Annotated in this window: 21 protein-coding genes and 1 riboswitch; of the genes, 11 read left to right on the top strand and 10 right to left on the bottom strand. The window is 62.7% G+C overall.

The annotated features are described in order from the left end of the window. Window positions 1–101 precede the first annotated feature (101 nt). The gene (dinB, locus tag KTR60_RS17585) at window positions 102–1,400 is read left to right on the top strand and encodes a DNA polymerase IV (protein ID WP_228401092.1); all 1,299 of its coding nucleotides are present in this window, start codon (window positions 102–104) and stop codon (window positions 1,398–1,400) included. On the opposite strand, the gene KTR60_RS17580 is transcribed toward dinB, so the two are convergent. Then, complete coding sequence (locus tag KTR60_RS17580; RefSeq protein ID WP_065456295.1) at window positions 1,397–2,677, bottom strand: LLM class flavin-dependent oxidoreductase; 1,281 nt, start codon at window positions 2,675–2,677, stop codon at window positions 1,397–1,399. The two genes, dinB and KTR60_RS17580, sit on opposite strands and share 4 nt — an antisense overlap. Next, window positions 2,677–3,468 carry a 3-oxoacyl-ACP reductase gene (locus tag KTR60_RS17575; protein ID WP_064074774.1) on the bottom strand — a complete coding sequence of 264 codons (792 nt, stop codon included), beginning with the start codon at window positions 3,466–3,468 and terminating at the stop codon, window positions 2,677–2,679. Before KTR60_RS17575 ends, KTR60_RS17580 begins: the two co-directional genes overlap by 1 nt. Beyond that, window positions 3,459–3,552: riboswitch (TPP riboswitch) on the bottom strand. (Overlaps the previous gene by 10 nt.) A 138-nt stretch (window positions 3,553–3,690) precedes the next feature. Between KTR60_RS17575 and KTR60_RS17570 the strand changes: the two genes are divergently transcribed. Beyond that, window positions 3,691–4,131 carry a DoxX family protein gene (locus KTR60_RS17570; RefSeq protein WP_228401091.1) on the top strand — a complete coding sequence of 147 codons (441 nt, stop codon included), beginning with the start codon at window positions 3,691–3,693 and terminating at the stop codon, window positions 4,129–4,131. A 103-nt stretch (window positions 4,132–4,234) separates the two neighbouring features. Beyond that, the gene (locus KTR60_RS17565) at window positions 4,235–5,224 is read left to right on the top strand and encodes an AurF N-oxygenase family protein (RefSeq protein ID WP_228401090.1); all 990 of its coding nucleotides are present in this window, start codon (window positions 4,235–4,237) and stop codon (window positions 5,222–5,224) included. On the opposite strand, the gene KTR60_RS17560 is transcribed toward KTR60_RS17565, so the two are convergent. Beyond that, window positions 5,221–5,970 (bottom strand): TetR/AcrR family transcriptional regulator, encoded by a 750-nt coding sequence (locus KTR60_RS17560; protein WP_007731095.1) that lies wholly within the window; start codon window positions 5,968–5,970, stop codon window positions 5,221–5,223. The genes KTR60_RS17565 and KTR60_RS17560 overlap by 4 nt on opposite strands. Window positions 5,971–6,067: 97 nt before the next feature. Between KTR60_RS17560 and recO the strand changes: the two genes are divergently transcribed. From recO to KTR60_RS17545, 3 genes are read left to right on the top strand one after another with little or no spacing between them, the layout of a single operon-like run. Next, entirely contained in the window at window positions 6,068–6,883 is an 816-nt protein-coding gene (gene recO / locus KTR60_RS17555) for a DNA repair protein RecO (protein WP_029255636.1), read from the top strand. Next, window positions 6,840–7,658: an isoprenyl transferase gene (locus KTR60_RS17550; RefSeq protein WP_228401089.1), complete on the top strand. Its 819-nt coding sequence runs from the start codon at window positions 6,840–6,842 to the stop codon at window positions 7,656–7,658. The genes recO and KTR60_RS17550 overlap by 44 nt, the downstream gene beginning before the upstream one ends. Beyond that, complete coding sequence (locus tag KTR60_RS17545; RefSeq protein WP_019749000.1) at window positions 7,655–8,077, top strand: YbjN domain-containing protein; 423 nt, start codon at window positions 7,655–7,657, stop codon at window positions 8,075–8,077. Before KTR60_RS17550 ends, KTR60_RS17545 begins: the two co-directional genes overlap by 4 nt. 5 nt (window positions 8,078–8,082) lie before the next feature. Here the strand turns inward: KTR60_RS17545 and KTR60_RS17540 are convergent, their stop codons facing one another. Both KTR60_RS17540 and KTR60_RS17535 read right to left on the bottom strand, forming a co-directional pair. Then, window positions 8,083–8,514 carry a Fur family transcriptional regulator gene (locus KTR60_RS17540; RefSeq protein WP_003944514.1) on the bottom strand — a complete coding sequence of 144 codons (432 nt, stop codon included), beginning with the start codon at window positions 8,512–8,514 and terminating at the stop codon, window positions 8,083–8,085. Between the two features lie 11 nt (window positions 8,515–8,525). Beyond that, window positions 8,526–8,909 carry an ArsR/SmtB family transcription factor gene (locus KTR60_RS17535; RefSeq protein ID WP_003944457.1) on the bottom strand — a complete coding sequence of 128 codons (384 nt, stop codon included), beginning with the start codon at window positions 8,907–8,909 and terminating at the stop codon, window positions 8,526–8,528. A 198-nt stretch (window positions 8,910–9,107) separates the two neighbouring features. Between KTR60_RS17535 and KTR60_RS17530 the strand changes: the two genes are divergently transcribed. Both KTR60_RS17530 and KTR60_RS17525 read left to right on the top strand, forming a co-directional pair. Next, entirely contained in the window at window positions 9,108–10,499 is a 1,392-nt protein-coding gene (locus KTR60_RS17530) for a glycine--tRNA ligase (protein WP_003944491.1), read from the top strand. A gap of 94 nt (window positions 10,500–10,593) precedes the next feature. Beyond that, window positions 10,594–11,175: a dihydrofolate reductase family protein gene (locus tag KTR60_RS17525; RefSeq protein WP_228401088.1), complete on the top strand. Its 582-nt coding sequence runs from the start codon at window positions 10,594–10,596 to the stop codon at window positions 11,173–11,175. Here the strand turns inward: KTR60_RS17525 and KTR60_RS17520 are convergent. Both KTR60_RS17520 and KTR60_RS17515 read right to left on the bottom strand, forming a co-directional pair. After that, window positions 11,150–11,641: a MepB family protein gene (locus KTR60_RS17520; RefSeq protein ID WP_193595203.1), complete on the bottom strand. Its 492-nt coding sequence runs from the start codon at window positions 11,639–11,641 to the stop codon at window positions 11,150–11,152. The two genes, KTR60_RS17525 and KTR60_RS17520, sit on opposite strands and share 26 nt — an antisense overlap. Window positions 11,642–11,689: 48 nt before the next feature. Next, window positions 11,690–12,055: a nuclear transport factor 2 family protein gene (locus tag KTR60_RS17515; protein WP_054826187.1), complete on the bottom strand. Its 366-nt coding sequence runs from the start codon at window positions 12,053–12,055 to the stop codon at window positions 11,690–11,692. A gap of 138 nt (window positions 12,056–12,193) precedes the next feature. Here KTR60_RS17515 and KTR60_RS17510 point away from each other — a divergent pair, with 138 nt between their 5' ends. After that, window positions 12,194–13,000, top strand: a complete 807-nt coding sequence (locus KTR60_RS17510; protein WP_054827649.1) for a helix-turn-helix domain-containing protein — start codon at window positions 12,194–12,196, stop codon at window positions 12,998–13,000. On the opposite strand, the gene KTR60_RS17505 is transcribed toward KTR60_RS17510, so the two are convergent. Further along, window positions 12,975–13,712 (bottom strand): polyprenol monophosphomannose synthase, encoded by a 738-nt coding sequence (locus KTR60_RS17505; RefSeq protein ID WP_003944487.1) that lies wholly within the window; start codon window positions 13,710–13,712, stop codon window positions 12,975–12,977. The genes KTR60_RS17510 and KTR60_RS17505 overlap by 26 nt on opposite strands. A gap of 99 nt (window positions 13,713–13,811) precedes the next feature. Then, on the bottom strand, window positions 13,812–15,878 hold the full coding sequence (locus tag KTR60_RS17500) for a TPM domain-containing protein (protein WP_064113212.1): 2,067 nt from the start codon (window positions 15,876–15,878) through the stop codon (window positions 13,812–13,814). Window positions 15,879–16,058: 180 nt separating this feature from the next. Here KTR60_RS17500 and KTR60_RS17495 point away from each other — a divergent pair, with 180 nt between their 5' ends. Then, window positions 16,059–16,637 carry a YdcF family protein gene (locus KTR60_RS17495; protein WP_128638009.1) on the top strand — a complete coding sequence of 193 codons (579 nt, stop codon included), beginning with the start codon at window positions 16,059–16,061 and terminating at the stop codon, window positions 16,635–16,637. 5 nt (window positions 16,638–16,642) lie between these two features. Next, window positions 16,643–17,941, top strand: coding sequence for a deoxyguanosinetriphosphate triphosphohydrolase (locus KTR60_RS17490; protein WP_003941643.1), 1,299 nt, complete (start codon window positions 16,643–16,645; stop codon window positions 17,939–17,941). Window positions 17,942–17,954: 13 nt separating this feature from the next. Here the strand turns inward: KTR60_RS17490 and KTR60_RS17485 are convergent, their stop codons facing one another. Beyond that, on the bottom strand, window positions 17,955–19,493 hold the full coding sequence (locus KTR60_RS17485) for a serine/threonine-protein kinase (protein WP_372455481.1): 1,539 nt from the start codon (window positions 19,491–19,493) through the stop codon (window positions 17,955–17,957). Window positions 19,494–19,504: the final 11 nt, after the last annotated feature.

Below are 19,504 nucleotides of genomic sequence, written 5' to 3'. Positions count from 1 at the left end.
TGCATTCCGTGGAATCATTTTCTCACCGTACGCCCGATTCGTGATTAATTCCATGGAATCTATTTGCGGCCTTTCATTGTGTCGGTGGCGCATGGGAACATATGTTCGTGTCGCATGAACCGCTGGATCAAGAAACGCCAGGTAATCACCCTGGCGGTGCTCGTTCCGGCGGTAATCATTCTGGCGGTAGTCGGTCCACAGGTGACGCAACAATCCTGCATGCGGACCTCGATTCGTTCTACGCATCAGTCGAGCAACGCGACGACCCGACTCTGGCCGGCAGGCCGGTCATCGTCGGTGGTGGGGTGGTCTTGGCGGCAAGCTACGAGGCCAAGGCGTTCGGGGTTCGCACAGCCATGAGCGGTGGTCAGGCCCGATCACTGTGTCCTCAGGCGATAGTCGTCCCTCCGCGAATGTCGGCGTACTCGCAGGCGAGCAAAGACGTGTTCGACGTCTTTCACGACACGTCGCCGCTGGTCGAAGGAATCTCCATAGACGAGGCCTTTCTCGAGGTCGGCGGGCTCGCCAAGATCGTGGGAAACCCGCTGCAGATCGGAGCCAACCTCAGACGCGATGTGGCCGAGCAGGTCGGACTACCGATCACGGTCGGAATCGCACGCACCAAGTTCCTGGCCAAGGTCGCCAGTGCATTCGCGAAACCCGACGGATTGCTGCGAGTGCCGCCGGAGGGCGAGACCGAGTTCCTGCATCCCTTGCCGGTCGAGAAGCTGTGGGGCGTCGGCAAGATCACGGCCCAGAAGCTGCGAAACTTCGACATCGTGACGGTGGGTGACATCGCTCGGCACGACGAATCCTCGATCGTCTCGATTCTCGGGGGCGGCGCCGGTCGCCATCTCTACGCACTCTCACACAATCGAGATCCGCGCCCCGTCCGCGCCTATCGTGGCCGCAGTTCGATGGGTGCTCAGCATGCGCTGGGTCGCGGATTCCATCCCCGCGCAGAACTCGATGCGTCGTTGATGTCCCTTGTCGACCGTGTCAGTCGACGCATGCGTTCGGCGCAGCGGACGGGGCGCACGGTCACGCTCCGGCTCCGCTTCGCGGATTTCACGCGGGCAACTCGATCTCACACGCTGCGCCGGTCCACCGCCGACACAGCGGAATTGCTGAGCGCCTCGATGGTGCTGCTGGACGAAGCGATACCGATGATCGCGGACAAGGGCATCACGTTGATCGGTGTCGCTGTCTCCAACCTGGATCGGGACGGCGCCGAACAACTCGAATTGCCCTTCGACGGTCCAGGATTCGCGGGTCCGGACACTGCCGCCCTCGACTCGGCAATGGACAGTGTCCGGAAGAAGTTCGGCTCCGCGGCCCTCACGAGGGGAGTGCTCCTGGGACGCGATCCGGACCTGTCGGTGCCGCTACTGCCGGACTAGGTGAGGTTTTCTCGCAGAGTCGCTCCCTCGTATTCGCGACGGAACAACCCACGCGCCTGCAGCACCGGAATCACGTGATCGACAAAATCTTCCAGACCCTGCGGATAGGTCGGCGGCATCAGATTGAAACCGTCGGCACCGCGGCCGTTCAACCAGGATCCCATCTCGTCGGCAATCGACTCCGGTGTTCCGATCATCGTTGCGTGACCACCACCCGCAGCGAGCGTCCCGAGGAGCTCCCGCACAGTCGGTGCGTCCTTCTCGACGATCCGCAAAATAGTGGCGTAGCGTCCCTGCGGCCCTGTGAACGCTTCGAGTGGAGGCAACGGGGGCACGGGCCCGTCGAGATCCCAGTTCTCGCAATCCTGTCCGGTGAACAACGAGAGTTGGCGTATCGACTGTTCGGTGGGCAGCAGGAGATCGAGTTCGGCCTTCTTCGCCCTGGCCTCGGCGACGGTGCTGCCGACGTAGGTGACCAGTCCCGGCATCACGGCGACCGAACTCGAATCCCGGCCGGCTCGCTCGATTCTCGATTTCACGTCCGCGTAGTAGGCCTGTGCGCTGGGTAAGTCGTAGGCAACCGAATAGATTGCCTCGGCGCGACGCGCCGCCAGATCGCGGCCCTGCTCGGACGCCCCGGCCTGGAACAACACCGGCCGGCCTTGCGGGGAGCGCGGAACCGTCAACGGCCCGTCCACCCGAAAATGTTTGCCGTCGTGATCGATTCGAGAAATCCTGTTTGCGTCGGCAAAACGCCCCGACCGGTCGAGAATCAGCGCGTCTTCCGACCATGAATCCCACAATGCGAGGGCCACTTCGACAAATTCGTCGGCTCGTTCGTATCGGGATGCATGATCGGGCATCGCCTCGAGTCCGTGGTTGCGCGCCTCCTGGTCGAACATCGAGGTCACGACGTTCCAGCCGGCCCGTCCGCCGCTGATGTGGTCGAGCGAGGCCAACAGTCGCGCCGCGTGAAACGGCGTGTAGAAAGTGGTGGAAATGGTGGTCACCAGGCCGATGTCCGCTGTCGCTCGTGCCATGGCAGTCAATGCGGTGATCGGCTCGAGAAACCACGACGCACCCGACTCGGGTTCGCGAACACTGTGACCGTCGGCGAAGAAGACGGCGTCCAGCTTGCCGCGTTCGGCGATCTGGGCGAGCGACTCGTAATACGTTATGTCGCCGAGACTTTCGACCGGTGAGTCGCGATGACGCCATGCCGCACTGTGATGTCCGCAACCGAGCAGGAACGCACCTATCCGCAGCTGTGCGCCCATCAGTTCTTGACGAGTCCGCCGTCGACAACCAGGTTCTGGCCGGTCACGGCCCGCGACCATGGGGAGGCGAAAAAGAGTGCAGCGTCGGCAAATTCGTCCGGCGTGGTGACTCGGCGCAGGGGAGTGCTTGCCGCGATCATGTCGAACACGGCTTCCGGTGTTGCGGCGCTCGCATCGGTGGTGCGGAGCAAGCCGCCCGAGACCATGTTGACTGTGATCCCGTCCGGACCGAGGTCGGCGGACAGCGTCCGTGTCAGTGCCAACAGTGCGGCCTTGGCAGCGGTGTAGTCGTGGTACGGAACTACCGGATTCTGGACCAGATTGGTTCCGACAGTGATGATTCGGCCGAAGCCGAGTTCGCGCATGCCTGGTAGCGCTGCCTGGGTGGTATTGAGTGTTCCGGCAACAGCTCCGCGTAGTTGAGAGTCGAAGTCGGCCCAGGTGATCGTGTCCGCGTTCGGCCGTGCATCGCCGTTGAACGAGAAGTCGACCAGTGCATTGTCGACCACGGTCGAGATCGGTGCGTCGAATCTCTCGCGTGCAGCGGAGAACAACTGGTCGACGGAACTGCGGTCCGTCACGTCCGCCTGGACTGCGAAGGTGCGATCCTCACCCAGTTCGGCGACCAGGGCCTCGGCGGCATCGCGGCTCTTGTTGTAGTTCACGATTACGCGGGCGCCCGAGCGGGAGAATGCTCGGCTCAGTGCGGCGCCGAGCCCGCGGGCGCCACCGGTGATCAGAACGATCTGCTCGTCCAGGCTGAGTGCGCGCTGAAATTGCTGTTCGGTCATGTCGACATCCCTCCGCCAGTGCTAACTGGTCAGGTTCATCGGGTCTGATCTCAGCCGACTTTTTCGGCACCCCGTGTCACCGTCCATCAGACCACGTGAGGTGAATCGTCCTGAACGCCGGGTGCGTTGTAACGGCCGGCGCGATGAGTTTTCGATCGCTCGGGAGTCGTAATTGCAAGCGAAGTGGCAACCGGCCGCTCGCCTTCGCCCCAGGAGATTCCGATGACCACCCAGCCCGTCCACAACAAAACTGTTTCCGGTAACGCCACGACGACGACACCTTCGGCCACGGCTCGCAAGCTCGGATACGTCCTGAGTGGGCTGTTCGTCGTTTTCATGCTCTTCGACGGCATCATTCACATTCTCAACCTTCAGACAGTCAAGGATGCGTCGGCTGAACTTGGGTTGCCGGACTCGCTGGCATTGACGGCTGGGGTGGTGCAACTGATCTGCCTTGCGCTGTACGTGATTCCGCGAACGTCGATACTCGGCGCGATTCTGCTCACCGGTTACCTGGGGGGAGCGGTGTTGACCAACCTTCGAGCTGAACAGCCTCTGCTGAGCACGACCCTGTTTGCCGTCTACACCGGAATCGTCATGTGGGCGGGACTGTATCTCCGGGACGAGAAGGTTCGCGAGATCATCCCGCTGCGTCGGGCCTGAAATAGGCCCCCGAGGGGGTTGCGTGGGACGCGGTGTCCCATTATGTTTGACCTCATTCAAGTCCGTCGACTGCAATCGACGGACTGGCCGTGAGGAGACACCGATGGCTCGGTCAGCGTCGATCGAAGTGGAAAAGCCGTACCACCAGGTACTGCAGACTTTGTCCGAGGGCTCAGTTGCCCGCAGTTTCGATCCCTATCTCGACATCGACTGGGATTCACCAGAGTTCGCGATCGATCCGCATGATCCGAGATGGGTGCTCTCGTCCGTGTCGGACCCCCTCGGGGCGACGCAGTGGTACCAGGATCAGTCGTTGGAGCGTCGAATCGCCATGGGAATGTGGCGTCAGGCGAACGTGACCAAGGTGGGTTCGGCCTTCGAGAGCATCTTGATCCGGGGAATGCTGCAATACATCATGGCGCTACCCAACCAGTCGCCTGAGTTCCGGTACTGCCTGCACGAGATGACCGAAGAGTGCAATCACATCCAGATGTTCCAGGAACTCGTCAATCGCATGGACATCGACGTGCCGGGTATGCGTCCGATGTTCCGGCGGCTGTCGCCGATCATCGGAGTGCTGGGAGCAAAGTTCCCGGTCATCTTCTTCATCGGCATTCTGGCTGGTGAAGAACCGATCGACCACTTCCAGAAGGATCTCATCCGTGAGGGTAAGGACACGCCGCCGGCGATGCTCCGCACCATGGAGATCCACATCGCCGAAGAAGCGAGACACATCTCGTTTGCTCACGAGTTCCTGCGCAATCACGTCCCCAGACTCAGTCGTACGAGTCGAGCCATCACATCGGTCGCCTTCCCCGGCGCGATGCGTTGGCTTGCGGGTGAAATCATGTCACCGCCAAAGGAATTCGCCGAAGAATTCGGAATCCCGGACGAGGTGATGAAGAGCGCCTTCTGGGGGAGCCCGCATTCACGCCGCATCCTGGGTAACTACTTCGGCGAAATGCGAGCCCTGGCAGACGAACTCGGATTGATGAATCCGGTGTCGAAGCGTGCGTGGCGAAGGCTGCGCATCGACGGCGACTACGCCCGCTACCGCGGCGAGCCGAAGCGTTCCGACAAGACCCGGATCTAGTCCGGCCGCGAAGTTCCTCCGTCGGAGGACACCAGCTCGGCTATGAGCGTGGACAATTCGACATGGGGATCGATCTGTAGTCCGCTCGAGCGGGCAACGCCGTCGAACATGTACCAGGTGTATTTCGCGAGGTCGGCGACGATCTCTTCGCGGCTCGGCTTCGGATCGGTGCTTCGGACCCAGTGGGTGAGCGTGCCCTCGACCATTGTCACCACTGCGAACGGTAGTGAATCGAAGGGTGAGGAGTCGATCCCCACGGATCGACCGACTTCGGTGATAGTGGTGCGGGCGGAGTCGGCGATTGTGGCCTTCAGACTGCTGATCGCGTCGATGCTCTCGTCGTCGTAGTCGGTGGGGCCGGTACCCATGAACTCGTGAATCCGCGGATGCTCGGTGATCCACTCGGCGACTGCGCTGATGGTTCGGGTCAGGATCTGGTCGAGAGTGCCTACCGAAATGCTCATCGACGCGTCCAGGGCCGCCGCAAATTGTCCGAGCACAAACGCTCGGACTCGTCGATCGAGGTCGTCTCGGCCGCTGAATTGGCGGTACACCACCGACTTGGCGAGGCCGGCACGATCGGCGATCTGCTGGACGGACACCTCGGCACCTGCCGCACGCTCTTCGATCAGTTCGACCGCCGAGGTGAGTATCCGTTTCTGACGCTCGGAGTTGTGTCGCTCCCACCGCGCTTCGCGACCGGTCAACTCTGCAGTGACAGGTTGCGCAATTGCGTCGCTCGGCATCGCGCCAGTCTATCCGGACGGACCTGCCGTGTTTCCGACTTGATCATCGGGCGCGGCATCGGGATCGGTCGTCGGTACAACGTGGGACACTGGTCGAGTGAGGTTGTATCGAGACACGGCAGTGGTGCTGCGCCTGCACAAACTGGGCGAAGCCGACCACATCGTCACGTTGCTCACCCGTCAGTTCGGGTTGGTACGTGCCGTGGCCAAAGGTGTCCGCCGAACCACCTCCAAATTCGGTGCCAGACTCGAACCGTTTGCTCACATCGACGTGCAACTACTTCCGGGCAAGAATCTCGACATCATCACTCAGGTGCAGACGGTCGACGCATTCGCCACCGACATCGTCGACGACTACAGCCGGTACACCACGGCCTGCGCCGTACTCGAAACTGCCGAGCGGTTGGCCGGCGAGGAACGCGCGCCGGCCCCGCAGCTTCAGCGATTGACGGTGGGAGCGCTGCGTGCGATTGCCGAGCAGGCACGACCGGTCGAGTTCGTGCTCGACGCGTTCTTGTTGAGAGCCATGGGCTATGCGGGTTGGGCGCCTGCCCTCGAAGAGTGCGCCCGCTGCAGTGCTCCTGGACCGCACCGGGCCTTTCATGTCGCCGCAGGCGGAGCCGTGTGTACCTATTGCCGCCCGGCGGGTGCTGCGACGCCGTCGCCCGGAGTGCTCGACTTGATGGAAGCCCTGCTCCGAGGGGAGTGGGAGGGTACCGATTCGGCGCCCGCGACGCTGCGGACGCAAGCCAGCGGACTGGTCGCGGCACACCTGCAGTGGCATCTCGAGCGCCAATTGCGGACGTTGCCGCTGATCGAGCGTTCGAGGCCGCATGCAGCCGTCGAGGTCGACTTGCCCGTGAGGCAGGATGGAACACGTGATTCGACGACGCGAACCGCGAACTCCGCTTGATTCTGCTGCTGACCGGGTGATCCGACCACCGGACCCACATCCGTCCGGGGCGACCCCGCCGATCCTGCAGACCGAACTGATCCCGCGCCACGTCGCTTTGGTGATGGACGGCAACGGACGATGGGCGCAGGAGCGCGGTCTGCCCCGAACCGCCGGGCACGAACGCGGCGAAGCTGTCCTGATGGACACCGTCTGCGGGTGCATCGAGATGGGTGTCGAGTGGCTCTCCGCTTACGCCTTCTCCACCGAGAACTGGAAGCGCAGTCCCGACGAGGTTCGATTCCTGATGGGCTTCAACCGTGATGTCATCCGCCGTCGACGCGACGAGATGAACGAAATGGGTGTGCGTGTTCGCTGGGCCGGTCGTAAGCCACGCCTGTGGGCCAGCGTGATCAAGGAACTCCAGATCGCCGAAGAACTGACCAAGAACAACACCGTCATGAACTTGACCATGTGTGTGAACTACGGCGGCCGGGCCGAAATTGCCGATGCGGTAAAGGAAATCGCGAAGCGTGTCGCGGCCGGTGAGATCAATCCGGACAAGATCACCGAGGCGACCGTTGCCAAGTACCTCGACGAACCCGACATGCCCGACGTCGATCTCTTCCTGCGTCCGTCGGGGGAACAGCGGACGTCCAATTTCTTGATCTGGCAATCCGCCTACGCCGAAATGGTGTACCAGGAGAAGCTGTTTCCCGATTTCGACCGCCGCGACCTTTGGGCCGCCTGCGTCGAGTACGCCTCACGTGACCGTAGATTCGGTGGCGTCAAATGACAGGGGAGAACATGACCGACACCACCGACGAAGCAGCCCGCCTACAAGAACGCGCGGCCGCCTCGCTGGCGCATTTCGTGACGGTCGATGTTGCTGCCGACGGATCACTGGGTTTCCAATACTCCGGCGCGCTGTGTTCCATCCAGGCGATGAATCTGTCCGAGGGTCTGGACGTGCTGTCCATGACGTGCGTTCTCGCATGGGACCGACCGGTGAGCGCGGCACTGCATCGCAAGGTGGCCGAGCGGAATCGCACCATCCAATTCGGCTCCATCGCGGTGTTCGGCCACGGCAGTCTGGCGGACGTCATCCTGCGTTACACGTTCCCTGCCGCCGGACTGGACGACGAGGCACTGACCACGATGTTGCTACTGGCGCTCACCGGTGCCGATACCGCCCGGCAGGGTTTGATTCCCTGACGCTCTCAGGCGGCGGCGCAGTCGCGGCAGGTGCCGAAGATCTCGACGGTGTGACTCACTTCGGTGAAACCGTTGTCCTCGGCGATGGTCTGTGACCACTGCTCGACCGTCGGGCCCTCGACCTCGACGGTGAATCCGCAGTTGCGGCACACCAGGTGATGGTGGTGCCCGGAGGAGCAGCGTCGGTAGACGGACTCACCTGTGTCGGTGCGTAGGACGTCGATGGTTCCGGCGTCGGAGAGTGCCTGCAGCGTGCGGTAGACGGTGGTCAGGCCGATGCCTTCACCTCGCTTGCGCAGTTCGTCGTGCAATTCCTGTGCCGACTTGAATTCGTCGATGTCGTCGAGCAGGGCGGAGATGGCGCTGCGCTGTTTCGTGGAACGAACGCCGACTGTGGCCGGTCCACGTTTCGAGGTCGTACTGCCCGGGGTGTTCATGCGGTGGAATCTCATCCTTCTTCGGCGTGGGCGACAGCGTCGACGACGATGTGTGCGAGGTGATCGTCGACGAGTCGATAGAGAACTTCTCGTCCGTTGCGCTCGCCGCGGACGACGCCCGCTGCTTTGAGTACGCGCAGATGCTGGCTGATGAGTGGCTGAGTGACACCGAGAGCTCCGACGAGTTCGTGAACGCAACGCTCCGACTCGTGCAACTGAAGCACGATCGCGATCCGAACGGGTGCAGCGAGCGCCCGCAGAATTTCGCCGGCGGCCGCCAGGGTTTCCTTGGGCGGCACGGGCGCGGGCGGTGCGGCTTCGAACGGGTCATGCGTGTGTCCGAGGTCGGAATGATCATGGCTTTTGTGGAGATCGCCGGTATCCGCAATGCTCACAGCGAGGCTCCTTCGAGGGGTAGATCATGATGTCCGGGCATAGCCATCTCACCACATTATTGCAAATCACTTTCATTTTGATATGCACAAGTATGCATGTCAACCTTGGACGGAAGTGCGTGGCAGCCGCCAGATAGGCTGATGGTGCGAAAAGCGCACGAAAATCATGCATCTATTACCCAGATGGAGAGCAATCGAGTGGCACCCAAGTCCAAGATCGAAGCCGTTGTCAATCTCGCCAAGCGGCGAGGCCTGGTCTACCCGTGCGGTGAGATCTACGGCGGTACCAAGTCCGCATGGGACTACGGCCCATTGGGTGTCGAGCTCAAGGAGAACATCAAGCGCCAGTGGTGGCGCAACATGGTCACCAGCCGCGAGGACGTCGTCGGCCTCGACTCGTCGGTGATCCTGCCCCGCGAGGTGTGGGTCGCGTCCGGTCACGTCGGTGTCTTCAACGACCCGCTCGTCGAGTGCCTCAACTGTCACAAGCGTCACCGTCAGGATCACCTGCAGGAGGCGTACGCGGAGAAGAAGAAGCTCGACAACCCGGACGACGTCTCGATGGATGTCATCGGTTGCCCCGACTGCGGCACCGTCGGCCAGTGGACCGAGCCGCGCGACTTCAACATGATGCTCAAGACGTACCTCGGCCCCGTCGAGAGCGAAGAGGGTATGCACTACCTTCGCCCCGAGACCGCTCAGGGCATCTTCGTGAACTTCGCCAACGTGCTGACCACCTCGCGTAAGAAGCCGCCGTTCGGCATCGGCCAGATCGGCAAGAGCTTCCGCAACGAGATCACCCCCGGCAACTTCATCTTCCGCACCCGTGAGTTCGAGCAGATGGAGATGGAATTCTTCGTCAAGCCGGGCGAGGACGAGCAGTGGCATCAGTACTGGATCGACTACCGCCTTGACTGGTACACCGGCCTCGGTATCAACAAGGACAACCTGCGTCTGTACGAGCATGCGCCGGAAAAGCTTTCGCACTACTCGAAGGGCACGACCGACATCGAGTACCGCTTCCACTTCCAGGGCAGCGAATGGGGCGAGCTCGAAGGTATCGCGAACCGTACCGACTTCGATCTCTCGACGCACTCCAAGCACTCGGGCACCGAGCTGAACTACTACGACCAGACGACGGGCGAGCGGTACACGCCGTACGTCATCGAGCCGGCGGCCGGTCTCACGCGTTCGCTGATGGCCTTCCTGGTCGACGCCTACACCGAGGACGAGGCGCCCAACTCCAAGGGCGGCGTCGACAAGCGCACAGTGCTCCGCCTGGATCGTCGACTCGCTCCCGTCAAGGCTGCCGTTCTGCCGCTCTCGCGTAACGCGGACCTGACGCCGAAGGCCAAAGATCTTGCAGCGCAGCTGCGTCAGAATTGGAACGTCGAGTTCGACGACGCCGGCGCCATCGGTCGTCGTTACCGTCGCCAGGACGAGATCGGCACACCGTTCTGCATCACGGTCGACTTCGACACTCTCGAAGACCAGGCTGTGACGGTGCGTGAGCGTGACTCCATGGCGCAGGAACGCGTCGCCCTCGATCAGGTGGAAAGCTACCTGGCCGCACGGCTGATCGGCTCCTGATTCTCGTTCGAAGCTGACGGGCGGTCCTTCTCAATCGAGAAGGACCGCCCGTTTTCTCTTTCCCCGATGGTCCTTCAGGCGCAGGATCGAAGTTATGAGAAAACTCAGCGTGACCAACAGCGTGACTCTCGACGGTGTCATGCAGGCACCTGGTGGGCCGGACGAGGACCGTCGTGGCGGATTCGAGCACGGTGGGTGGGCAGCACCCTTCAACGATTCCGTCATGGCGCAGAAGATGGGGGAGGGGATGGCGAAGAAATCGGAGTTGCTGTTCGGACGCAAAACCTACAAAAACTTCGCCTCGTACTGGCCGTTTCAGACCGACAATCCGTTTACCGAGGTGCTCGACAACACGCAGAAGTACGTAGCGTCAAGGACTTTGGGTGAACCGCTGCCGTGGAAGAACTCGACCTTGTTGAAAGGTGATGCCGCCGACGCGGTCGCCACGCTCAAGGAAAGTGAGGGCCCGGATCTGGTGATTCTGGGCAGCGGCGACTTGATCACGTCCTTGGCCGAGCGACGTCTCGTCGACACCTACACTCTGCTGATACATCCGCTGGTTCTCGGAACCGGGCGCAGATTGTTCCCCGACGGAGCTGCGCTCGCTCAGTTCACCCTCACCGACAGCGTCCCTACGACAACAGGCGTCATCATCGCGACGTATCAGTTGAGCTGAACGCAGTTGAGCTGAACACAGTCGAGCTGAGTACATCAGGGAACTCGCCGAAATGCCGAATCTGCCAGCGCTGAGTTCTGACTGCTTGCGCGCTGGTCGGCGTAACCCAGGGCGCATAGACCCGGACAGCGCGCTTACCGCCGGAGAAGTTCGTCGAGACGATGTCGTGTTCGACGAGGGTTTCGACGGGAAAGACGAAGTGCCCCGAATGCTCTTCGTCGTATACCTTCACCACGAACAGCATCACGCGGTCGCCGATGTCGAAGGGGCGGATGGGCCCGGCCGCGGAACGGCGCCACAGTGTGACGAACTGACCGAGCTTGGTCGGCGTCGTCTTGGCGGTTCGATAGACGGTGGGAAGGCCGTTGACGGTCAGCGTGTGAGCGTCGTACTCAGCACCCTCGGACTCGGGAATCGGTGTGGACCAGGTAAATCCGTCGGCGTTCATCGGCACCGATGATGCCACGAACCACCGACAGCCTTCGTGACGAACGCTGTCGGTGGTAGTCCCGATTCAGGCCGAAGGCACCTTGTCGAGGAACCCGAGGACAAGCGTCACCCGGCCGTCGTCGTCGCGTTCGAGTACGTCGAATCCGTCGATCAGTGACTCGGCCCCCGACGGGCCGAGAGTCCAACCGAATCGAGCCTGTCGGTGATGCGCGTCCACCGGTCCGACGAGGGTGAAGTGCATGCCCGGAAATTGTTGCTGCACAGCGTTGATCATCGCGTCGATCTGATCGTGTCCGGTGACGTCCGCGAGCGGATCGGTGTAGCGACCGCCGGGTGCGAACAATTGCTCGACCCGTGCTTTACGGGCGGTGGTATCGGTTTCGTTCCACATGTCGATGTAGGCGTCGGCGATTGCGTCGAAGTCGCTCATGGTCGCTCCCTTGATCAGTTTCCGGTGGTGAATGTCCGGCGGCCTCGCCGGCTGAGACCACTGTTCCTCCGAAACTGCTTCGGGTCGATTACCTCTGAGGTCATGGCCTCGGCTACCTCGGGTCGCTAACTTGAAAGAATGACCTTCGAGACGATGGACGTGGGCTCCGAACTCAAGCGGTGGCGGGAGCGGCGAAGGCTCACTCAGTTGGGTCTCTCGGCCGCGGCAGGAGTGTCGACCAGGCATCTGAGCTTCATTGAAACCGGCCGCTCCAAGCCGAGCCGGGACATGATTCTTCACCTGTCCGAATGTCTGGATGTTCCTCTACGACAACAGAACACGCTTCTGCTGGCAAGTGGCCACGCGCCGGAGTACTCGCAGAAGTCGTTGGCAGAAGCGCCGATGTCAGCGGTGAGTGAGGCCATCGATCGCATCATCGACGCGCATGACCCGTATCCGGCCGTGGTGGTCGATCAGCAGTGGGAGATGGTCGCCGGGAACCAGGCCGTGGGAATTTTGACCGCGGGCGCCGCTGATTTCCTCCTGGAACCACCGGTGAACGTATTGCGTCTGAGCTTGCATCCTGAGGGCATGGCGCCGCGGATCGTGAACCTCGCGCAGTGGCGGGCCCACCTGCTCACAAGGCTGGCTCGGGAAGTGGAGGTCAGTGCGGATGCGCAGCTGTCGTCGTTGCTCGACGAGCTGCGCGCCTATCCGAGCGGCGGAGACTGGCACGACGACCGCGCGAATTCCCTGCTGGTTCCGTTGCGTGTACGCGTCGGCGATACCGAACTGGCGATGTTCAGCACCACCACCGTGTTCGGTACGCCGCGCGACGTCACGCTCGCAGAGATTGCGATCGAATCGTTCTACCCGTCGGACACGCAGACGGCCGACTACTTTCGATCGGCCGCCGAGGTCACAGGGACTTCTTGCCGAACTTGAGCTTCCACGGCACCAGTGCAGACTCCAACTGAACCGAGAGACTCATCTTGGAGACGCCTTCGGTGCGCTCCTCGAAGCGGATGGGCGTTTCGGCGATCTTCATGCCGCGCTGAACAACTCGGTAGTTCATCTCGACCTGGAACGCGTAGCCGTTGCTCTGCACCGATTCGACGTCGATGTCGCGCAAGGTCTTTGCATGCCACGCCTTGAAGCCGGCGGTCGCATCCTTGACATGCAGTCGCAGAATAGCGTTGACGTAGAAGTTCGCCCAGGCGGACAAGGCCTTGCGGTGCCACGGCCAGTCGCCGGCGACTGCGCCGCCTTCGACGTAGCGGGAGCCGAGAACGACTGCCGCGTCGGTAGTGGTGAGGATCTCGATCATGGCGGGGATCGCTTCGGACGGGTGCGAGAGATCTGCGTCCATCTGAATGACGATGTCTGCGTTCTCTGCCAGAGCCCGGCTCATGCCCGCGACGTAAGCACGGCCGAGTCCGTCCTTGACCGTGCGGTGAAGCACTCCGACCGGGATGGGACCGTCGATACCCAACTTGTCCGCAACCTCGCCCGTTCCGTCGGGGGAGTTGTCATCCACCACGAGGACGTGCAGGTTCGGGATCTTCAACGCGGCGAGGCGATCGACGAGCTTTGGCAGGTTCTCACGCTCGTTGTATGTAGGTACAACGACGGTTATCTGCGGGGCGACGCTTTCCATAACACCTTCGTATGATCTGTGATCCCGACTTGCCGGATGAAGCGTACGACGAGTGCGGTCGTGAACAAAGTAGGGATTTTACTACCTCGACGGGATCCGTCAGAACCGGCCGCCGCCGCCTCGACTGGTTCGGCCGCCGCCCCCGCCGCCGAAACCACCGCCGCCGCCACCGCGACCGGAGCGTCCGCTGCTGCTCGGTCCGCCGTACGAGCGGGGCCCTCCGCCACCTCGCAGAATGCTGTTGATCAGGATGCCGCCGAGGATCGCTCCCGTCGCATCGCCGCCGCCACCGCGGGGTCGTTGGTTTGCTTCCCAGGTGTTGACGTCGTTCTGCGCGGCGCGAAGTGAGTGCGTCGCCAAGGTGGTCGCGGCCTGGGCGTGTTGCAGTGCCTTCGACGGATCCGAGGCCTGCAATTGCTGGGCCGCCTGCAGGTGCCGCTGAGCCTCGGCGTAGCGAGTGCGCGCCTCCGCCCCGATCGCGCCGCGCCTGGTTCCGAGGAAGTCGCCTGCAGCGGTCACCTGAGCCTGTGCGGCCAGAATGTCCTGGGCGAGGCGCTGCTGTGCACGTTCGAGCTGCTGCTTCTGCTCCTGAGCGTCGGCAAGAAGCGCGTCGAGTTGGGCGTCGGCTGCGACGATCTGGTTGAAGGCTGTCAGCGGATCGCTGTCCTTCGACGTCTGAGCATTCGCCAACGCTGCCTGGGCTGCGGCCTTCGCGTCCGCCAACTTCTGCCCGCCTTGCGCCAGGTAAGCGTCCGCAGCGGTGATGCCCTGCTGGACGTCGTCCATCGCGGACGGAAGTGTCGCGATGGCGTTTCGGATGTCGTCGGCGGCGTGATCGACGCCGTCGAGTAGCTTGCGTGCCTGATCGAGGGCGGCTTCGGCGGTGCGAATCGCAGTGACGGCAGCGCCTTGCTTACCGGCCGGCAGTGCCGTCGCGTCTCGTCCTTCCTCGATCGACTTCTCGGCGAGCGTCAGGCGCTCACTCGCCATCGTGACGTTGTTCACGACAGATGCCAGCGTCGGCGCGGGGAATTGATCCTTCAATTTGGTCAGAATCGCCTCGGATTCGGGCAAGCGCACGCTGAGAGAAACAACACTCTGCGTCAACGCATCGAGACGGGCGGGGGCGTTGATGAGAAGGTCGCGAAGCCCGTCGAACTCCTCGACGCGAGCTTCGAGTTCTTGGTCGGCTCGACCGCACGAGGAAATGATGTCGATCAGCATCTGGCGGCGTTGATCGGGAGTTTCCGGGATGGCGTCGTCGAGTCGCTGCCTGATCGCGAAGGCTTCGGCGAGGGTGGCCTTGGCCTTGTCGAATGCTGCCGAGAAGGGTGCGACGGCGGAATCTCCGAACTCGCTGCGGGCCAGATCGAGTTCCTCCTGGCTGCCGGCGATCGCGTTGTCCGTCTCGACGAGGATCTCCTTCGCGCGTTCGTCGAGCGTCGGCAGCGGGAGTGCGTTGAGGCTGGCGATGTCGTCGGGGGAGATGTTCTTCGCGGCTTCGACGCTTGCCTTGTTCTTGTCGTTCTTGCGCTTGCGTGAGTACAGGACCACGCCGCCCGTCCCGACCACCACAGCGCCGCCCGCGATGAGGAGTGTTCCGACTCCCATTCCGCCGCTCGTGTTGTTCGCGTCGCCGAGTGCGCCGGCTGCGGCAATTGCCGCGCCGGTCCAATCATCCTCGGCAAGAGCCGGTTCCACCGCGTCGGTATTGATCGATTCGATGTCGGAATCCGTGATGTTGCTCAGCTCAGCGGGCACATCGAGGTAGTAAGCACGCTCCGCCGTGGCAACTGCAAGCAGGACGGACTTGGTACTCAGCGTCGACTTCGTGGCTGTCTGCTGTGCCCACGCCTGGCCACCCAGGTTGTTGAAATCGGGGACGAACGCGACCCACAGATCGATCTGGTGGTCTTCGCCGAGTTGATCGATCGCGGCTTGTATATCGCTGCGTTGCCCGGAATCGAGGACCCCGGAGGTGTCGGTGATGTGATTCGGCAACACCATCGGGGCGTCCGCCGAGGCGAGCGCAGGACTGAAGACGAGCGCCAGCAGAGCGAAAATCGCAGCGACGGCGGCGGCGCTTCCCCGACGCCGAACGGGTCGGGTGGTTGTCCGACTCTGCTCTACCGAGGACAACTGCGCGAAGTGTGGTGCGAGGGCCATGACGCAAATCTATCCGTTGTGGCGCGTCGGCATCGGAGGTGATCGCTGCGAACTGGCAGAATTGCGGGAGTGAAACCTGCTTTCGGTAACCGCCCCCACGACCCATCACCCTCGCGGGCGGGCGGCTTCGGGGCAGGATTGGCTCGCTGGACGCGCCGTCTGATCGCCGGTGCGGTGTTGATGGCCGTGGTTCTGGTCGGGGGTACTGCGTTCCGGGTGTGGCAGGTGGCGCGCATCGACGACACGCGGCCGGCCGACGCGATAGTCGTTCTGGGCGCGGCTCAGTATTCCGGCACTCCGTCGTCCGTCTTCGAGGCCCGACTCGAGCAGGCGTACAAGCTGTACAAGCGCGGAGTGGCGCCGCAGATCATCACTGTCGGCGGCAAACAAGAAGGTGACGAGTACACCGAAGCGGCGTCGGGAAAGATGTATCTGACCGATCGCGGAATTCCTTCGAGTGCGATCACCGCGGTGGAGACCGGTTCGGACACACTGCTCAGTATCGACGCGGTGAGCGCCGAGATGTCCTCGCAGGGAATCAATTCCGCTGTCCTGGTCAGTGACCCGTGGCACTCCTTGCGAACGCGGACGATGGCCCGCGACACAGGACTCCAGGCGTGGACCGCACCTACTCGTCAAGGCCCGGCTGTGTTCACCCGCGAATCCCAGTTACACGGAATCGCTCGCGAAACCGGCGCACTGCTCTGGTATCAGCTCACGCACTTCTCGGCAGACTTCCCCTACACGGCAGGGCAATAGAGACCATGACAGCTCACACCACCTACGGAGGCGGCACCTACTCCGAACACGACCTCGAACGTCGTGTTGTCGAGGCGCCGAAGCGAGCGGGGTTGCCGGGTTCGCAGATCGCAGCGGCGCAGCATCGTTCGGACTTCTCGCGAGATCGGGCCCGCGTCCAACACTCCGCGGCTTTGCGGCGGCTGGCCGACAAGACCCAGGTTGTCGGCCCGCGCGACGGAGACACGCCTCGTACGCGGTTGACACACTCGATGGAGGTTGCGCAGATCGGGCGAGGGATTGCCGACGGACTCGGTTGCGATCCGGACCTGGTGGACCTCGCCGGTCTCGCGCACGACATCGGGCACCCACCGTACGGTCACAACGGCGAGAAGGCCCTCGACGAAGTCGCCAAGGACTGCGGAGGTTTCGAGGGCAATGCGCAGAATCTGCGGATCTTGACCAGCCTCGAACCCAAGATCCTGCGCCCCGACGGTCTGAGCGCAGGCCTCAATCTCACCAGGGCGTCACTCGACGCAGCCATCAAGTATCCCTGGACCCGCCCTGAGCCCGGCGCGAAGTTCGGGGCATACGACGACGACGCAGAGGTGCTCGCCTGGGTTCGCGAGGGAGCGCCCGAGCGTCGGCAATGCCTGGAAGCTCAGGTCATGGACTGGGCCGATGACATCGCCTATTCCGTGCACGACGTGGAGGACGGGGTGATCGCAGGCCGCATCGACCTTCGCTCGCTTGCCGATCCGTCCGAGCAGCGCGCACTGGCAGAACTCGGGGCCTCCGAGTTTCGCGGATTGGTAGTCGACGATCTGATCGAAGCCGCCCAACGGCTGTCCGAACTCCCCGTCGTACGCGGGGTCGGAAGTTTCGACGGAACGCTAGGGAGTTCCGTCGCATTGAAGAATCTGACGAGTGAATTGGTGGGACGCTTCGCCACCGCGGCGATCGCCAGCACCCGGCTGACACACGGTGACCGACCCCTCTCGCGCTATCAAGCCGACCTCGACATACCCGAGGCCGTCGCATCCGAGGTGGCGTTGCTCAAGACCGTGGCGCTGTACTACGTGATGTCCGACGCCGGACACAAGGCGCGTCAGGATCGGCAGCGTGATCGTGTTCATCGCGTCGCGGAATGGCTGCTGGCAACTGCGCCGGCCGGGCTCGATCCGATCCTGCTGCCCGCGTGGGAACGCGCCGCGGACGACGGTGCCCGGGTCCGGGTGGTGGTGGATCAGATCGCGTCGTACACGGAGAGTCGGCTGGAACGGGTGGACAAAGCGAGCCTGGGCGCGCAGGCCAGCTGGGGCTGAGCCACTTACGCCCTCAGCAAGTCATCCGCGTCGACGGGTCGGTAGTGGTATCGAGCCACTTGCCGTAAGCGTCGCCACCTGCTGCGCGAACGTCCTTGCAGATCTTCGACTCGGTGTTCCCGGATTCGCGATACACCGTGTAGATCGCCGTCCCCGAATCGGAGACTTGACGCAGTGACGGGCAGGACTGGTCTGTGCGTAGGTATTTCGAGCCGGGGAACGCGTCGAGGTAGTTCTGGATCTCGCTGGCGTACGTTGCCGGATCGGTGGCATTGGCCAACACCACGATTCCGGTTCCTTTGCATGAGGGGACGGTGATCGGCTTGCTCACCCCGAGATCGCCGTTCTTCGTGGCGGAGTTCGGCGCCCGCGTGGTCGTGGTTGCCTGCTGTCCGGCGGTGGGTAGCGGCTCGAGCATCGGCGTTCTGACCGGATCCTGAATGGGTGCCGGTGCCGACGTGGCGGTGGAAGCTGCTACAGCGGTTAGTGATTCGGGGCCCGAATTCCCCAGCGTCACCCAGGCCGCCGTGCCTCCTGCGGCCAGAACGAGTGCAATTCCAGCCGCACCGATCGCGATCGGTGCTCGGTTTCGCTTGGTCTTTGTCACGATGTGCGTGTAGTTCCCGTGAGCGGGATTCGCCGTGGTGTAGGTGGGCTGCCCGACGATCGTGGGTTGCAATCCGCCGGCGGCACCGGGGGTGTGGGTCGTCGAGAGGGCCTGCCGCGCTTGGAGTGCGAGCGCTCCCGTAGTCGGATAGCGGTGTGCGGGATCCTTTGCCATGCCGCGAGCCACGATGGCGTCAAGGCCTTGCGGGAGCGACGGAACCGCCAGTGTGGGGCGTGGCGGCGGAGCGTTCAGGTGCGAATTGACCAGATGCTCGATGCTTGTGGTGTTGAAAGGTGTTGTTCCGGTGAGTGATTGGTAGAGGACACAAGCCAGGGAATAGACATCCGCTGCGGCCGTCGGCGTTTCGATTCCGAACCGCTCCGGCGCCATGTATGCATACGAACCGACTGCGCTTCCCTCGGTGGTGATCTTCGTGTCCGTCTGTGAGTATGCGATTCCGAAGTCGACGAGGTAGGCGAAGCCGTTGTTCGTGAGAATGATGTTGTCTGGTTTGACGTCACGATGGATGAGCCCGCGGGCATGGGCGGCGTCCAACGCCGACGCGATTTGCGAGACGATGTCGACGGCTCGTACAGGCGTGAGTCGGCCGAATTCGGTCAACTCGGCTCGCAACGTATGACCTTCGACCAATCGCATGTCGATGAAGAGAACTCCGTCGATCTCGCCCCAGTCGTGCACAGGGATCACGTGCGGTTCGTTCAGGGCGGCGGTGGTGCGAGATTCTCGGCGGAAACGAGCTTGGAATGACGGGTCGGCCGCAAGCTCTCGATGGAGCAACTTGAGAGCGACCAGGCGATCCTTCGAGGTGTCGTACGCCTCGTACACTTCACCCATTCCGCCTCGGCCGAGGAGGCTACGCAACTCGTACACGCCGAATCGGGTTCCTGATCGCCCTTCGTGCGAGCTCGAGGCGTTTTCAGTCATCGTCGGTCCCA

Origin of the sequence: Rhodococcus sp. C1 (assembly GCF_020809065.1) — a bacterium.
GTDB lineage: Bacteria > Actinomycetota > Actinomycetes > Mycobacteriales > Mycobacteriaceae > Rhodococcus_F > Rhodococcus_F qingshengii.
The sequence above is the reverse complement of the archived record's forward strand: the minus strand, read 5'-3'. Positions and strand labels throughout refer to the sequence as shown.

Excerpts from the sequence above, each read along its gene's own strand:
- dinB (WP_228401092.1), top strand. The coding sequence starts at position 102 with ATGTTCGTGTCGCATGAACCGCTGGATCAAGAAACGCCAGGTAATCAC.
- KTR60_RS17580 (WP_065456295.1), bottom strand. The coding sequence starts at position 2,677 with ATGGGCGCACAGCTGCGGATAGGTGCGTTCCTGCTCGGTTGCGGACAT.
- KTR60_RS17575 (WP_064074774.1), bottom strand. The coding sequence starts at position 3,468 with ATGACCGAACAGCAATTTCAGCGCGCACTCAGCCTGGACGAGCAGATC.
- KTR60_RS17570 (WP_228401091.1), top strand. The coding sequence starts at position 3,691 with ATGACCACCCAGCCCGTCCACAACAAAACTGTTTCCGGTAACGCCACG.
- KTR60_RS17565 (WP_228401090.1), top strand. The coding sequence starts at position 4,235 with ATGGCTCGGTCAGCGTCGATCGAAGTGGAAAAGCCGTACCACCAGGTA.
- KTR60_RS17560 (WP_007731095.1), bottom strand. The coding sequence starts at position 5,970 with ATGCCGAGCGACGCAATTGCGCAACCTGTCACTGCAGAGTTGACCGGT.
- KTR60_RS17550 (WP_228401089.1), top strand. The coding sequence starts at position 6,840 with ATGGAACACGTGATTCGACGACGCGAACCGCGAACTCCGCTTGATTCT.
- KTR60_RS17545 (WP_019749000.1), top strand. The coding sequence starts at position 7,655 with ATGACAGGGGAGAACATGACCGACACCACCGACGAAGCAGCCCGCCTA.
- KTR60_RS17540 (WP_003944514.1), bottom strand. The coding sequence starts at position 8,514 with ATGAACACCCCGGGCAGTACGACCTCGAAACGTGGACCGGCCACAGTC.
- KTR60_RS17525 (WP_228401088.1), top strand. The coding sequence starts at position 10,594 with ATGAGAAAACTCAGCGTGACCAACAGCGTGACTCTCGACGGTGTCATG.
- KTR60_RS17515 (WP_054826187.1), bottom strand. The coding sequence starts at position 12,055 with ATGAGCGACTTCGACGCAATCGCCGACGCCTACATCGACATGTGGAAC.
- KTR60_RS17510 (WP_054827649.1), top strand. The coding sequence starts at position 12,194 with ATGACCTTCGAGACGATGGACGTGGGCTCCGAACTCAAGCGGTGGCGG.
- KTR60_RS17505 (WP_003944487.1), bottom strand. The coding sequence starts at position 13,712 with ATGGAAAGCGTCGCCCCGCAGATAACCGTCGTTGTACCTACATACAAC.
- KTR60_RS17500 (WP_064113212.1), bottom strand. The coding sequence starts at position 15,878 with ATGGCCCTCGCACCACACTTCGCGCAGTTGTCCTCGGTAGAGCAGAGT.
- KTR60_RS17495 (WP_128638009.1), top strand. The coding sequence starts at position 16,059 with ATGGCCGTGGTTCTGGTCGGGGGTACTGCGTTCCGGGTGTGGCAGGTG.
- KTR60_RS17490 (WP_003941643.1), top strand. The coding sequence starts at position 16,643 with ATGACAGCTCACACCACCTACGGAGGCGGCACCTACTCCGAACACGAC.
- KTR60_RS17485 (WP_372455481.1), bottom strand. The coding sequence starts at position 19,493 with ATGACTGAAAACGCCTCGAGCTCGCACGAAGGGCGATCAGGAACCCGA.